We start from the raw sequence: 15,114 nt of genomic DNA on the forward strand, positions 1-15,114 counted from the left end.
AACTCCATATTATGGCATTTGGAAGGAGGGAATCAATACAAATTTTGGAATTAAAGCGTTTTGTCAGGAAAAATGTTCATTCTGTGAAATATACCACATTTTTCACGGTACATCCGTTTTTGGCTCTTGCACGGTGCCGCCCGTTTCCATGAGCTTGCGGGTAATCCAGGCAAACACCGCATTAAGCGCCTGTTCGTCGTCCTCCCGCGGAAAACGGTGCGGCAGCCGGTCATACAGCTCCATCGTATAGTCTTTGCCCGCCTTCTCCAAAGCTTCCGCCAGCTTGTGCGCCTGCCGGACGTTCACTTGAGCGTCGCTCGTGCCGTGCACGATCATAACCGGAACGCGGATCGCCTCCGCCCAATATACCGGGGAACGGCTGACGTATTCCTCCGCCTGCTTGCGAGGATGGCCGACCACTCTTTTCAGCATGCGGCGTAAATCGACCCGCTCCTCGTACGTCTCAAGCAAATCGCTGACCCCGCCCCAAACGACGACAGGCCCCGCCTGATCGCATTCCTTGGCCGCAAGAAGCGCCATCAGGCCGCCTCGGGAAAAACCGATAAGCGGTACGGGACCGGGAGTGACCTCCGGCAGCGATTGGACAAGCCCGATCGCATGGCATACATCGTACCTGTCGTCGCCGCCGAAATCTTCGTGTCCCTCCCCTCCTTCATTGCCGCGGTAAAAAGGCGCAAACACCACATAACCTCGCCGCGCCATCGAAATGATCCGCCGCTTCCGCACCATGCCGACCCGGCGAATGCCGCCTCGGCAGTAGACCAATCCGGGGCACGGAACGTGTTCCTTCGGCACGACGAGGTATCCTTTGACTTTCAAACCTTCGCTGACATACGTGACCAAATAAAGCAAAACATCTTTCGCAGCGCATTTCAGTTCGTTTTTTTCCAAAATATCTCCATTCCGTATGGCCAGTGTGTTCATGAATCCGATCAGAGCCTCCCGCGTGAAATCCGTTTTTTGACACCCACCGTCCCGTGCGGTAGACTGTGAACAGCGGCATGCGGCAAACACCATTTATTATGATCCTAAAGGTGGGATACCTATGAAAAATGAGCTGGAACAACCGTTCGAAGCGCTTGTGGAAAAGTTCGCCGAGCTTCTCGTCGGCGATACGTCTCCGGAGATGATCGAGAAAATAAAAATATGGTCCGTTTACAACCACATCCATAAATCGATGCCGGCTCTCGCGAGCCATTGGAATCAAAGCCACCCCGAAGCAAGGGCGGAAATGCGCCGACTTTTCGAGGAAATCCGCGATTTGAATCAGGAGCACAAAGCCCGCTCCAAAAACGAACAACCCGCGCAGCCTTAAACCTGAATATTTTTCCGGTCTCCTACCCAAAATAAGCCAGTATTTAATACGTCTTATAAGGGAAAGAGGTGACAACGATGAAAGTAGCGGTGGAAAACAGCCTGAGCCACTTGAAGGAGGCGCTGCAAAACAGCGGCTGCGAGATCGTCTCCATGGACAACTTGGCGAATGCCGATTGCTGCGTCATTTCCGGTCAGGACAAAAACATGATGGGCATGGCGGAAACGGCAACGAAGGCGTCCGTCATCAACGCCGACGGCTTGACCGACGACGAGGTCGTGCAGCAGGTCAAGCAGAGAGCGAATCGGGTGCACTGACCCAAAACCCTCCCGGAAATTGCGAGTACGCCTATCTAAGGATGCTCCCGATTGCCGAGGAGGTTATGACATCGGTCACTTCGCTGTATTACGCTAAAGTTTACGCTTCTGGCACGTTGCCAGGATCGCCTACAACACGTTATATTGGAACCAACAAGCGCGCAAAAAGAGACCGTGCGGCTAACACGGTCTCCCACGACAAGCGGTGAACCAGCCACGGCGCGCGAAATATCGAGTATTTGCACGAAAACCACCGTAGGGCGCTAACCTTTAAACGGTGGTTTTCTCTTTGCTGGCAGCCACTTCATGGTTTGTGTCTTTTTCCACTTGCGCCTCATTTCTTGTTCAGCAGCCGGTACGCGATGCCGTCGAAAAGCCGCGGAAACAGCTGATACAGCTTGACGCCGAAGCTCGCCATGAACGGGATGTTCACTTCCGGCACATTTCGCTCGATCGCGTCCACCGCACGTCGCGCTACCTCTTCCGGCTTCAGCATAAACCACTTGATATTGTTAACGTACGTTCCCGACGGGTCCGCCTTGTCGAAGAAAGGCGTATCCACAGGTCCCGGATTGATCGCGGAAATCGATACTCCCGTGCCGACGAGCTCCTGGCGCAGGCAATTCGTGAGTCCCAGCACCGCATGCTTGGTGGCGGAATAGCCGGAAGACTTCGCCGATCCGATCTTGCCCGCCATGGAGGCCACATTGAGGATATGCCCGCGGCCCGCCTTCAGCATATGCGGAAGCACCGCTTTCGTGCAGCGCACCGTTCCCATGTAATTGACGTCCATCATGCTCGCGAACTCTTCCAGAGGCGCATCTACGAAGCGGTCGAACACCCCGTAACCGGCGTTGTTGATTAAAATGTCGATGCGGCCGTGTCTCGCGACGACTTCCCGCATCACGCGGTCCACCTCGGCGGCATCCGTCACATCGAGCACGTGCCATTCGCACCGCCCTTCGATCCGGCCCGCTATGTCCTGCAGCTTTGCAGCCGACCGGGCCATCAAGATCGGGACCGCCCCGCGCCTCGCAAGAAGTTCGGCCGCCAGCGCGCCGATTCCACTCGACGCGCCCGTGATGACGACGATGCTTCCCTCCAGTTTCATAGCGCATTTTCCTCCCCGGCAACGTAATTTAAAAAAAACGGACAACCTTGGAAATAAGGTCCTCCGCCCGCGTTTCCCGTATGATACCTGCCGTTCTTGGCCTCAAGCAATGAGCACCTGTATATCCAACTCGCCGATGCCGTCCATAATGAGCGGGATCGTCAGAGCCTTCTTCGGCGCGAAGCCGGCCGAGCTTGCGGAATGCATGACTTTGGGCGGCGTAATATCGACGCGCACCCCTTGGTTGAACAGCATGGTGCTGGCGTTGCCGCTGATCATGTTGCCCAGCTCGGATATCGCGCTTTTGCTCATCTCGTCCATTTCGGTAATGACAAATCCGCCCATCATCGCGGATACCATTTTAAGGGCAACCTCCTCGTGAAGGCCGAACACGATATCCCCTTGCATTTGGCCGGTAATCCCGATCTGAATCCATATGTATTTTTCGACGTATTTCACGTCTTTAACCCCGAGCTCCCCGGCGGCAGGCCGCACGTTAGCCACTTGTTCAATGACAATTCTCGCCGATTCCAAAAACGGGTTGATGTATTCCGCTCTCATACGTTACCGTTCCCCTTTTCCGCATTAGTTCGAATGAATGATGCCGGGCGAGTCTTCGGGGATTATTATATCGAATTTTGCAGGGCAAGTATATCATTTTCTGTCGAATTTAAGCGTTCATAGAAATCCCCCCGTCCGGCAAATTTGCACGATGGATGATCCGCCAACTTGCAGCAAGAAATCTTATCGCAGCGTATCGCCGAACGGAGGGTTACTATGCATGTTTATTCGAAATGGATCGCTTTTCCGGTTTTTGCCGATTCGTAGATCGCTTCCAAAATTTCCGATACGACGCAGGCTTGCTCCGGCGTGACGACAGGCTGAGTATCGTTGATTACCGCGTCGATCCACAAGCGGATTTCCACATCCTGCGCTTTTTCCTGCTTGCCGTCGTAGAAATCGACGCCTTTGGCGTCAAGCTGGATTTGATTCATATACAGCCGGCTGTGGTTTTCCCCGTTGATCCTTAAGCCGTCCTGCATGTCGGCGCCACCTTCCGTGCCGCACAACGTGCATTTCGCTTCGCCGGTCTGCAGCGTGTTCAGCGCCCAGCTCGATTCAAGCATGATCGTTGCGCCGTTTTTCATGACTATCATGCCGAATGCGGAGTCCTCGACGGTAAATTGGGCCGGATCCCACGGTCCCCAAGCGTTCGCCGCATTTTCCCTTTGGGACAGCTTGTGGTAGGCCGTGCCCAAAACCATTTTCGGCTCGTAGTTGTCCATCATCCAAAGGGTCAAATCGAGCGCGTGCGTCCCGATATCGATGAGCGGCCCCCCGCCCTGCTTCTCTTCGTCGAGGAAAACGCCCCAAGTCGGCACGGCGCGGCGGCGGATCGCATGGGCTTTGGCATAATAGATTTCGCCCAAATCGCCGTTTTCGCATACCTTTTTCAAATATTGGCTGTCCGGGCGGAAACGGTTGTTGTAGCCGATGGTCAGCTTCTTGCCTGTGCGTTTGGCGGCTTCGACCATGGCGCGGGCGTCTGCCGCCGTCTTGGCCATCGGCTTCTCGCACATCACGTGGTTGCCTGCCTCCAGCGCGGCGATCGTAATCTCCGCATGCGAATCGTTCGGCGTGCACACGTGCACGACTTCGAAGCCGCCGTCCTTCAGCAGCTCGCGGTAATCCGCGTATACTTTGGCATCCGGCGCACCGTACGTTTCCGCCGCCTCGCGGGCTTTCTCAGGCACGATGTCGCAAAAAGCGACGATCTCTACATGGGGCAGCTTGGACAAGCTGGGCAAATGTTTGCCGTTTGCGATGCCGCCGCAGCCGATCACGGCGACCTTGACTTGGTTTGACATGTGAAAACCTCCCAGAATCAGCATTGATTAAGCAGTCAAATTCAGCTTTAGTCTACCATGCGGCCGGGCGCCGCAAAATCCAAATTCACGACGCCGGAAGGTAAGAAATTGCGACATCACGTTGTGCCCCCGGAAAGGCTGCCTATGTTGCGATTGGATCAATACATGCAAGTCCAAAAGAAAAAAGCATCCGGAAAAGGATACTTTTATCTATGGAGTATACTTATTTTTTAAGCTTATACACCCTAAGATTGGCATATTCCGCCATCAGCGGCGCCATTTGCCGGAAGCCGATTTTACCGCCGCGGAGCAGCGGGCCGAAACTTTCGCCGTCGTCCCGCCAGTCGAACACGGTTAGCCCGTTTACGGAAAACGTCACGCGCCCGTCCAGCTTGTCGAGCCGGATCCGGTAAGGGCCGGCCGCATCGGCGACGGGAGGGATCGGATCCGCTCCCTGCGCGACCATGTGGAAGCCGTAGCTTTTGCGCAAGTTGCACGTGTGGAACGCTCTCTCTTCCGGGTACCGGCGGCGGAAGTAAGAGACGTGAAAGGCATTGATGTCGCCGTGATGGTACAGATCGTACTCCCCGGTCCTCGGGGCCAGCGCCGGATCGAACAAGTCCTGCCCTTCTCGTCCCGCCGCGGCAAAAAACAAAATGCACAATCCCGGCTCGCGTATCGGCCAAAAATCCCACTCCACCGAAATATCGGCGGGGAACTCCACCGGGCACCATAAGACGAAGTTGGATTTTTGCCCCTCTTTCGGATCGCCCAGATTTTCCATGCGCAGGCGGCCAAGCGGAAATGTAAAGGCAGCCTGCCCCTCCAGGCGAAAATCGGCAATGTCCGCCGGCGATGCAAGCGGACTTTCATAGATCAATTCGCGCTTGGCAGCATCTGTCATTCCCGTTTCACTCCTTTCTATAAAGCCCGTTGTTTCCTTCAGTCACAGTGAGGCTGAGGCGCCCTTCAGCTCTCCGGAAGCGAGTCCTTCAGCAGCTCCAGGCTGAGAATCGTGTTCAGCGACCATTGTGAAGCGATGTTCGTGCTCACGCTCCGAATTTCCTGAACCGGCCGGACATACTGCAGTCCGTCGATCTGCTCCGGTGCGCCGATAGCCCCAAGCGTCGGCTCTTGCAGCAGAATGTCCCATACTTGCCGGGCCAGCTCCCGGTTGTTTCTGCGGCTCGCTCCATACGCGATAATCCCTGCCGCCAGCACCGGGTGGCCCCAGTCCCATTTGGAAATGGCGCCGCCGGTTTTTTCCGCCTTGACCTCCTGGGGCAGCAAATAAAACTCGCCGAACTCGGCCATCATGTCCTCCCACTCGGGATCCTTCAGCATGCCGGCCAGCTCGAACCATACTTGCGGCCCGCCCATGCAGATCGCCAAATGCCGTCCCCAATTATCGTCCCCGAAATGCATCAGTCTGCCGGTTTTCGGATCGTAGCCGCAGACAGGGCCGGTCAAAAGCTTAAACGGCATGTTTTTGATATCGCCGATGCCGGTCAGCAGCTTGTCCCGGTACTGAGCATCCTCGAACCGTTCCCAGCGGGTCATCCAGTTGGAGCTGAACGCCGCCCAGTCCGGACCGATGCGCGCGTGGGTCGGGAACTCGTCCTTCGGATAATAGGACCGCATCGGATCGAGATGTACCGTCGTGAAATCGGAATCGACGACCTCGTTCATGATATCGCCGATGCGCTCGTCCGCCGTCAAGTAGTAGTAATACCGGTGCAGGCCGGCCATGCCGATCCGCGCCTCCTTGCAGCCGCAGCCCCAATGAACGACGTTGTGGCGGGAGCCGAGTCCGGCGTATTCGCCGATATGGTACACGTCGACCTCGCTCGTATGCCGGGTCATCGCTTCGGCGAGCCGGAATACGTCCTCGCGCCCCGAGCGCAGGAACATGTACCAGAGCCACATGTTCGGCGCAAGCTCGGTGTTTTGCCAGGCGCAGCCGCCGACGTCGTAGCGCCATACGTGGCGGGTCGGGTCGTAGCTGTGCATGAAGTCGCCGTAGTCCCAGAATCCGTACCATTTGCGCAGCTCGATTTCCTTTTTGTAAAAGTCGACGATCGCGTCAAGCCTGTCCTCCAGATTCGCACGGACGGCGGTGCTGCGGTCCGGCAAGCTCCAGATGCCGAACGCTTTGACGTCGTAGTAATGCTCCGGCTCGCAGACGAGCAGCGGCGGCGCGTCCGCAGTCTCGGCGAGCGCTTTTAACGTCTCGCGGCTCGGCGTCTGTGCAAAGCTCCACAGCGTGAACTCGCTCGTATTGGCGACGCCGTAAGGTGTACTGCGCATCTCGTCAAAGCCTTCGTACGAGGACAAGAGATGCGTCTTCGTATCGTAATGCCGCAAATCCATCGCCCGCCCGTCCGGCGACCAGAACCATACCGTCGCCTCCGCCGTATCCCGCGACATATGCTTCAGCTCAAGCGACGACGGGTATTTCCGCCAAAAGTTGCGAACGCCGATCGCGATGCCACCGTTTTCTCCCCCTGCATAAGCGATGCCCGGCGAGCGGTTTCCGCTGGCCGACTTTAACCAGCAGCACGTTTCCTGCGTCCGCTTCGCGATTTCGTAATAGTCGGGGGCGCTTTGGATCAGCTTGAAGTCGTCCCATACGGCGGCATCCTCGAGCAGCCCGATGAATCGCTCGTCCTCCTGAGGATCAAATTCGATGAGCTCCCCCGCGGTCTGCTTGCGGAACAGCTCCTCGTATTTGCCGTTCGTGCGGAACGTCATCAGATGCTTCGGCGATTCGCTGAAAAAGCCGGTATCTCCGGCGAAACGCACATGCCGGTTGTACAGAGGTCCGCTCATCGGGAGCGAAAACGTCATGCCGAGCCCTTTGACGGCATCCTGATGCGGGTTGCCGTCGTATACAAACGTGTGAACGACCCGTAATGATTCGAGCCCGGCGTAAAAATAAAACCGCAGCGTAAACGGCAGCCACATTCTGCTCCCTTTAACCGCCTTGTGCCGCCCCTCCACCTTGATTACGACACGTATCGGGCCGCTCTGCTCGACAACCGCCCTCGTGACGCTGCCGACGAAATCCTGCTCTTTGTATATGCGGCCGCCTTCGCCGCTTAGCTGCTCCTCGCGGATGCAAACAAGCTTGCCGCCGGAGCAGGCGAGCTCTTCTCCGCGGTATATCGCGCGGATGACCGCGTCGCCTTGCTTGCCCAATCGGCATATGATAGCGCCGGTGTTCACTTCGATATATTCGTCCGTTTCGCGGACGGATACGGACAGTGCCGGAGAGGCCGGCCGGCCTTTCGCCGCCGTAAACGCCGCTTCGCGTTTGTCCTGCGACAGTATCGGTGCCGCCGCCGCACCCGTATCGCCTCCCGGGGTCACCGCCGCCATTGCCCCATCGACACCGCTGCCCGGCAGCACCGCCGCATGGGCGCTCCATTTCACGCTGCCGTCCGGCCAATAGGCGGTCGGCCAGCTTTGCACCGGCACCTGTCTGCCCGCAGCGTCGGCCAATGCAATCGGCTCATCCCGCCGAAGCTCGCCTTCCTTCCACGGGATTCCCCAGGTTACGCCGACGGGAAGTGTTGCCTTATTTCCGAGCCAAGCCAGCTTAACGAATGATGTCTCCGTCAAAATCGTCATCTCCCAAACGTCATATGGAATGTACGGCCCGCTCGCGCAATCGTTCAATATTATCGGCTGCGCCGATCCGGCCGTATCACCCCCAGCATAAACATGACGCGTCTTCCCGGCAATCATACTTTCTTGCTTGCAAGACCGCTCCCGTTTGCACATTATTGACGGGCTAGCACTTATTTGCAGCGTCCGGGCGAAACGGTTCCCGAACCCCCGCACTCACTACATCCGAAGCCCGATCATGTTGCCCGAGCTGTACCGCCGCAGCCCCCGGTAAAAAATCCAGCTGCCGAGCACCGTTAGCCCGAGTGCCATCCCGACAGCGCCGAGCACGAAAGGCAGCTCCACCCGCTTGATCAGGCCGATCGGCAAATAGCTGATGAAGCCGGCCGGAATGACCGTGAACAGCACCAGCTTGCCGAAACCGCGGAAAATGTTGGTCGGGTACGTGGAAAACGCAAGCAGCGCGTTGAACATTTGCTGCCCGATCCCCTCCGCATTGCCGATATAGAAAGCCAGCGTATGCGTGATGACCAGGAAAAAAATAAAAATCAGCATCGCGATGAGCAGCGCCAAAACGAAATACGCCGCGCCGGTGACCGTCAATTCGCCGAACAGGATAAACAAAATAACCGCGAACAAAAAGTCGCCGATCGCCGATACGGACATGCGGCTGACCAATATGGACAGGAGCACCGGCTTCGGCTGGGACAAATAGATATCGAGCTGGCCGCCCGCAACCAGGCTCGCGATCCGGAAGGCGTTGCCGAACAGCGTCGCGGCAAGGCCGAAGCCGCCGGCGCTGACCGCCCACATCATCATGACGTCGCGCAGATCCCATCCGTTCACGACCGGAAAGCGGCTGAAGTAGACCGCCCAGAAAAAAATCCATACCGTATTGTTGACCATCATCATTCCCGCCGTTAACAGGAAGCTGACGCGAAACTCCATCGCGCCGGCCAAATTCAGCTTCCAGCACGTCCAGACGAACCGAAGCAAATTAACCGCCGTTGACATGCAGCTTCGTCACCCCTCTCCGGTAAATGAGCAAAACGGCCGCAAGAAGCGCCGCAATCCAAAGCAGCTGCACCCAGATCATCTCCAGCAGCGCCGCACCGTCGAACCGGACCGCCGTCTTCGACGGAAAATACAGCACCGCGCGAAACGGCAGCCAGGCGCATACTTTCTGCAGCGCTTCCGGCATCAGATCGAGCGGCATCAGCATGCCTCCGATCGTGAACAGCAGCTTGTTGTATACGAATTCGATGCCGCGCGTCTCCTCCACCCAAAAGGCGCACAGCGCAATGATCATGCCGAGCAGAAACTGCACGGTCATCGCCCCGGCCACGGCGGCGAAGAAGCCGGCCCAGCCCCAGCCGAAATGCGGCAGCCCGAACGCGGCGATACCGAGCGCGCTGCCTACGGCCAGGTTGACGAGCAGCCGGACGGCAAACTCGCCGGCAAAGGTCACGTAGTGCATCGCGATATAGCTGGCCGGACGCGCCAGCTTGTAGCCGACGTCGCCGCCTTTCACCTCATCTTCGATACGCGTCGCGAGGCTGGGAGTGGCCATCGTGATCGCCTCGGCGAAGATGATATACCAAATGATTTGCTCATAGCTGTAGCCTTCGATCAGTGCGGTTCCTTCGCCCTGGAACGTCACCCGCCACAGCTGAATGAAAATGTACATGATGATGATCAGGAAAATGGAGCGCGTCAAAAAGTCGTACACGTACGCAAACTGGTTGCGCAAAGATAAATGTCCGATGGCCGCGTATTTGACGGCCTTTCCCAGCATCCGCATCAGCCGCTCGCCTCCCCGTTCCGGGCATAGATGTGAGTGATGATCTCCTCCATCGACGGGTCTTCGATCGTCACGTCCCGGATGCGGCAGTGCCGCACCAGGTGGGCGAGCACCGCCTCGATGGCGATGCGCGACGTATCGACGGACAACCGCAGGTCGGCTTCCGTTTCCCCGCCGCCCGTCACCTCGACGCCGTCCAGCGGAGGCGGCGCCGTCTTCTCCGCCAGCTGCAGCCTGACCGTCTTGTGCGTCAGCAGCTCCCGCTTCATCGTTGCGACGTCCTGATCCAGAATCAGCTGGCCGTGGTTGATCACGATCGCCCGCTTGCACAGCTGCTCGATGTCGCCGGCGTCGTGCGACGTCAGGAAAATCGTCGTTCCTTCCTCGCGGTTCATCTCTAAAATCAGCTTGCGTATATTTTGCTTGACGACGACATCGAGCCCGATCGTCGGCTCGTCGAGAAAGACGATTTTCGGCCGGTGCAGCAGGGCGGCGGCGATTTCGCAGCGCATCCGTTCGCCGAGCGACAGCTTGCGGACCGGCGTCTGCAAATAAGCGCCGAGGCCGAACCGCTCCACCAAATCGTCGCGGCGCCGGCAATAGTCCTGCCGGGGCAGCTCGTAAATGCGGCTCATCAGCTCGAACGAATCGGCCGGCGGCAGATGGTACCACAGCTGCGACTTTTGCCCGAAGACGGAGCCGATATGAAACGCCAGCCGGCGGCGGTCGGTCCACGGCCTGAAGCCCAGCACCGCCGCCTCGCCCGAGGAGGGATGCAAAATGCCGGTCAGCATTTTGATCGTCGTCGACTTGCCCGCCCCGTTCGGGCCGAGAAAGGCCAGCGTCTCCCCCTGCCCCACGGTAAAATCGATCGGCGCAACGGCAACCCTTTCGGAAAGCTCGGGCCGCAGCAGCGATTTCAGGCTGGCCGCCAGTCCGGCCGCTTTCTTTTTCACGGTAAACGATTTGCTTAACCCATGTACCCAAATGGCTGACATCTCAACATCCCCTTTCCTCCGCTAAAGCAACAAAGACCCCCGGCACGCTCGCCATGAAGGCGGAACTTGCACGAAGGTCTTTTATCCCTACGGTGTAACGCTGCTATTGCCGGCGTCCGGCTTCGCTCGGTTCGATCCGAATCGGCTTTCTCCTCATGTCCGTTCGTCGATTCGTCGGCTCCTGACAGTTTTGCGCCAGCAAAACCTGCTTCGTAAGCATCCGCTTTGCCCTTCCGCTTAATTGCTATATATTACCATAGTGGACATTTTTGCGACAAGAGTTTTTTTTCTATGAATTAAGAATTCTTTAAGAAAACTGCGAACGATTTGTTAAGCTTTTCGGGCTACACTGTCGTAAGAACTTAAAGCGAAGCGGATTGTCCCGCCGCCGCCGGCGTGATATGCTTTGAACCAGTAAAGAAAGGAGCTGCATCGCCATGGCACAGCCTACGATCCTTTTGGTCGACGACGAGAAGGAAATTATAGATCTGCTTGAAATTTATTTGAAAAACGAAGGCTACCGGCTGCTGCGCGCAGGAAACGGACTGGAAGCGCTCGGCGTGCTGCAGAAGGAAGAGGTCGACCTGATCATCCTCGATATCATGATGCCGCATATGGACGGCATTCAAGCCTGCATGAAAATCCGCGAGCAGAAAAACATGCCGATCATCATGCTGTCCGCCAAAAGCCAGGATATGGACAAAATCCTCGGACTCAGCTCGGGAGCCGACGATTACGTGACGAAGCCGTTTAATCCGCTGGAGCTCGTGGCCCGCATCAAATCGCAGCTGCGCCGCTATACGCGGCTGAACGTCCCGCACGTGAGCAAGGCTCACGAGATCGAGGTGGACGATCTGATCATCAACACCGCCACTCACGAGGTCAAGGTGGACGGCTGCGAAGTGAAGCTGACACCGCGCGAATTTGCCATCCTGGAGCTGCTTGCCCGCCATCGCGGCATGGTGTGGAGCATCGAAAAAATATACGAAACCGTCTGGGGCGAAACGTTCTTCGAAGCGGACAACACCGTGATGGTGCATATCCGCAAAATCCGCGAAAAAATCGAGGAAAACCCGCGCAAGCCGAAATATATCAAGACGGTATGGGGGGTCGGCTACAAAGTTGATTAGACGCGATAAACATGAACATGCGCTTGTTCCGCAGCCGGTCCGCAAAGCCCGTTTTCCGTGGACCTGGTTTCCTTTTTCCCTGCTGAAAAAGCTGTACGAGCTGGTGAAAAAATTATATTCGATCCTTCGCTCCAACGTGGAGAAAAGCATCCGGTTTCAGCTCGTGCTTACGTTCGCCTTCTGCCTGCTCGCTTCGATGCTGTTTTACGCCATCAGCTCGTCGTTCTTCGGCGAGATGAACCGCGAGGCGGTGATCGATTATTCGTCCGGGATCCACCGGATCGATGGCGAAGCACAGCGGCTTGTCCGGATGCTCGAACCGGATCCGGATGCCAAACGCCGCGTTTCTCCGCCCGTTCCGACGCCTGCTCCGCCGTCTGTACCCGCGCCTGGCGGCAGCAGTGCAGCCGAAGCGCGTCCCGGGGCATCCTCCGTGCAATCGGGCGCCGCTGCAAATGCCCCTCAGACGTGGCCTTTGGCGGTTGTCAAGACGGACGATCCCCAGAGCGACGACGATGAGGACGATCTGCGCGAGGAGCGGGTGCAGGATCACATCCGCAACATGGTGAACGATTACAACTATAAGGTGGTGCTGACCGATCTGGAAGGCAAAGTTATTTACCGTACGGAAAATGCCGCCGAAATCACGGTGGACATTCACAAGGTTATCAAAAACGCCATGGATACGCGCGTTAACGAAATGGACAACCGCAAGGAATTTTCCAGCTTTTATCCCGTTACCTACCATGGGCAAAAATCTTACCTGATCGTCTCCGGCATTCCGGAGCCGAACATTTCGTACCGCCGTGGAGAAAGTCCGCTGTCCTTGCTGACATCCATCGCGTTTTTCATTCTGTTGTTCTATTATTTGACGCAGCGCAAAATGCGGTACATTGAAGATTTGGCGTCGGGCATGCGGATTATTGCGACCGGCAACCTCGACTACCGCATGGTGCAGCGGTCCAAGGACGAGCTCGGATCGCTGGCGAACGACATGAACGTCATGGTGGAGGAGCTGCAGCGGAAAATCGAAGAGGAGCGCCGCGCCGAACGGACCAAAAACGAGCTGATTACGAACGTTTCCCACGACCTGCGGACGCCGCTTACGCTCATCATCGGTTATTTGCGGCTGCTCCACGATAAGAAATACGAAAACGAAGAACAGGCCTCCAGCTATTTGTCGATCGCCGTGCAAAAATCGGAAAAGCTGAAGGTGCTGATCGAAGATTTGTTCCAGTTTACGAAGCTGTCCAACCAGGACATTCCGATGCATATCGAAAGCGTGTCGTTGAACGAAATGCTCGAGCAGCTGCTCGAAGAATACGTATCGATCGCCGAGGACCAGCAGCTGCAAATTGTGCGCCATCTTCCGCAGGAGCGCCTCCTCGTCCGAATGGATGTCGATCAAATGATCCGCGTGTTCGAGAATTTGCTGACGAACGCCGTTAAATACTCGCTCAAACCCGGGACGATCAAGGTGCTGATGACCCGGGAAAAACGCGACGTCCTCGTGCGCGTTACGAACCGCACGGAACATATGCCGCAGGAAGATCTGGCCCGGCTGTTCGACCGGTTTTACCGCGTGGACGACTCACGTTCCTCGGAGACCGGCGGCTCCGGACTCGGCCTTGCGATCGCCAAAACGATCGTCGATGCGCACGGCGGACAGATTTGGGCGGAAACCGAAGGCGACGAGATCCATTTTTACGTCAAAATGAAGCTGGTTGAGCCACTTGCGTAAAGCCTTGCGATGTCTTACATTTTTAAACATGGTCTTCCAAATGCGAAGCGGTCCGCTCCATCCATTTGCTTCGCATCATTTCCTTACGTAAGGAGACAACGTACATGGCTTACGGTTTTTTGCTCGATTTGGACGGAACATTGTATAACGGTGATCGGCCGATTCCTTATGCAGCGGAATTTATGGGATGGCTTAACGCGCAGCGCCATCCTTACCTGCTGGTGACGAACAATTCGTCCCGCACCCCCGCACAGGTCGCCGAACATCTGCGCGGCCTCGGGATCGAGGTACCCGCTTCGGCCATCTTGACCTCTTCCATCGCCGCCGCCCTTTACCTAAAAGATCAGGCGAAGGGCAGCCGCGTATACGCGATCGGCGAGCAAGGGCTGAAGCAGGCGCTGGCGGACAGCGGCTTCGAGCTGACGGACGAGCGTCCCGACTACGTCGTCCAGGGGATCGACCGCGACTTTACTTACGCGAAGCTGGCTGCCGCCGTTCGCCACATTCGCAGCGGCGCCGGATTCGTAATGACGAATCCGGACCTTCTGCTGCCGTGGAACGGCGAGCTTACGCCCGGAGCCGGCGCCATCGGCGCCGCCATTCAGGCGTCCAGCCAGGCGGAGCCCGTCGTGATCGGCAAACCGTCGCCGATCATTATGAATTACGCCGTACGGCAGCTTGGCCTGCCGGCGGAGCGCATTTGGGCGGTCGGCGACAATCTGCGCACCGATATTCGCGGCGGAGCCGCCGCAGGCTGCCGGACCGCGCTTGTGCTGACGGGGCTGGCGACCAAGGACAACGCGGAAAGCCAAATAGCCGCCGCCGGCATCCGCCCGGACGTTATTTGCGACGATCTGCAATCGCTTAGGCGAATGCTGGAATTGTCCGTGAATTAGGTGAAACGTCCATACCCCTTTTGCCCCCGGTTCATATGATGATCTCGTAATTGCCGCACGGTAATTACCATCATAAGTCGAAAGGGGCATTTCTCATGGGTGCAATAGGTGGTTTCAGCTGTGCCGGTATTGGCTTCACTTCGATCGGGGTTATCCTGGTTCTGTTCATCCTCCTGGTCATCGTTACCACGGCATTCGTTATCTAAATTTTTAAACCCAATCCTCCAAAAGCCGCAATTGGGGGAACGCCGATCATCGTCAAAGATACGGGCACGTTCTGCGTGTCCGT

At 57.0% G+C, this 15,114-nt stretch carries 15 protein-coding genes; 6 read left to right on the forward strand and 9 right to left on the reverse strand.

Annotated features, from left to right (window positions below; translation table 11 throughout):
* Positions 1–102: 102 nt before the first annotated feature.
* Positions 103–945, reverse strand: coding sequence for an alpha/beta hydrolase family protein (locus MYS68_RS21190; RefSeq protein ID WP_248927756.1), 843 nt, complete (start codon positions 943–945; stop codon positions 103–105).
* 121 nt (positions 946–1,066) lie between these two features.
* Here MYS68_RS21190 and MYS68_RS21195 point away from each other — a divergent pair, with 121 nt between their 5' ends.
* Positions 1,067–1,336: a DUF2573 family protein gene (locus tag MYS68_RS21195; RefSeq protein WP_248927757.1), complete on the forward strand. Its 270-nt coding sequence runs from the start codon at positions 1,067–1,069 to the stop codon at positions 1,334–1,336.
* 77 nt (positions 1,337–1,413) lie between these two features.
* On the forward strand, positions 1,414–1,653 hold the full coding sequence (locus MYS68_RS21200) for a YkuS family protein (protein ID WP_248927758.1): 240 nt from the start codon (positions 1,414–1,416) through the stop codon (positions 1,651–1,653).
* A gap of 334 nt (positions 1,654–1,987) precedes the next feature.
* On the opposite strand, the gene MYS68_RS21205 is transcribed toward MYS68_RS21200, so the two are convergent.
* The 8 genes from MYS68_RS21205 to MYS68_RS21240 all read right to left on the reverse strand — a co-directional run bounded on the left by MYS68_RS21205 (position 1,988) and on the right by MYS68_RS21240 (position 11,058).
* Positions 1,988–2,764, reverse strand: coding sequence for an SDR family NAD(P)-dependent oxidoreductase (locus tag MYS68_RS21205; protein ID WP_248927759.1), 777 nt, complete (start codon positions 2,762–2,764; stop codon positions 1,988–1,990).
* A gap of 102 nt (positions 2,765–2,866) precedes the next feature.
* A complete protein-coding gene (locus MYS68_RS21210) occupies positions 2,867–3,325 on the reverse strand; it encodes a chemotaxis protein CheX (RefSeq protein ID WP_248927760.1) in 459 nt (152 codons plus the stop codon).
* A gap of 224 nt (positions 3,326–3,549) precedes the next feature.
* Positions 3,550–4,632: a Gfo/Idh/MocA family protein gene (locus MYS68_RS21215; protein ID WP_248927761.1), complete on the reverse strand. Its 1,083-nt coding sequence runs from the start codon at positions 4,630–4,632 to the stop codon at positions 3,550–3,552.
* A gap of 223 nt (positions 4,633–4,855) precedes the next feature.
* Positions 4,856–5,536 carry a DUF1961 family protein gene (locus MYS68_RS21220; RefSeq protein WP_248927762.1) on the reverse strand — a complete coding sequence of 227 codons (681 nt, stop codon included), beginning with the start codon at positions 5,534–5,536 and terminating at the stop codon, positions 4,856–4,858.
* 65 nt (positions 5,537–5,601) lie between these two features.
* Complete coding sequence (locus MYS68_RS21225; RefSeq protein WP_420852234.1) at positions 5,602–8,262, reverse strand: exo-rhamnogalacturonan lyase family protein; 2,661 nt, start codon at positions 8,260–8,262, stop codon at positions 5,602–5,604.
* A 216-nt stretch (positions 8,263–8,478) separates the two neighbouring features.
* Entirely contained in the window at positions 8,479–9,273 is a 795-nt protein-coding gene (locus tag MYS68_RS21230) for an ABC transporter permease (protein WP_248927764.1), read from the reverse strand.
* Positions 9,257–10,060 (reverse strand): ABC transporter permease, encoded by an 804-nt coding sequence (locus MYS68_RS21235; RefSeq protein ID WP_248927765.1) that lies wholly within the window; start codon positions 10,058–10,060, stop codon positions 9,257–9,259. Before MYS68_RS21235 ends, MYS68_RS21230 begins: the two co-directional genes overlap by 17 nt.
* On the reverse strand, positions 10,060–11,058 hold the full coding sequence (locus MYS68_RS21240; RefSeq protein WP_248927766.1) for an ABC transporter ATP-binding protein: 999 nt from the start codon (positions 11,056–11,058) through the stop codon (positions 10,060–10,062). Before MYS68_RS21240 ends, MYS68_RS21235 begins: the two co-directional genes overlap by 1 nt.
* A 437-nt stretch (positions 11,059–11,495) precedes the next feature.
* On the opposite strand from MYS68_RS21240, the gene MYS68_RS21245 reads away from it, so the two are divergent.
* From MYS68_RS21245 to MYS68_RS21260, 4 genes are all read left to right on the forward strand, one after another.
* Entirely contained in the window at positions 11,496–12,188 is a 693-nt protein-coding gene (locus MYS68_RS21245; protein WP_248927767.1) for a response regulator transcription factor, read from the forward strand.
* Positions 12,181–13,929 (forward strand): sensor histidine kinase, encoded by a 1,749-nt coding sequence (locus MYS68_RS21250; protein ID WP_248927768.1) that lies wholly within the window; start codon positions 12,181–12,183, stop codon positions 13,927–13,929. Before MYS68_RS21245 ends, MYS68_RS21250 begins: the two co-directional genes overlap by 8 nt.
* Before the next feature lie 104 nt (positions 13,930–14,033).
* Positions 14,034–14,825, forward strand: coding sequence for a TIGR01457 family HAD-type hydrolase (locus MYS68_RS21255; protein ID WP_248927769.1), 792 nt, complete (start codon positions 14,034–14,036; stop codon positions 14,823–14,825).
* 95 nt (positions 14,826–14,920) lie between these two features.
* Complete coding sequence (locus MYS68_RS21260; protein ID WP_248927770.1) at positions 14,921–15,031, forward strand: sporulation protein YjcZ; 111 nt, start codon at positions 14,921–14,923, stop codon at positions 15,029–15,031.
* Positions 15,032–15,114 lie beyond the last annotated feature (83 nt).

Origin of the sequence: Paenibacillus hamazuiensis (genome assembly GCF_023276405.1) — a bacterium.
In the GTDB taxonomy this organism is placed as follows: Bacteria; Bacillota; Bacilli; order Paenibacillales; family NBRC-103111; genus Paenibacillus_AF; species Paenibacillus_AF hamazuiensis.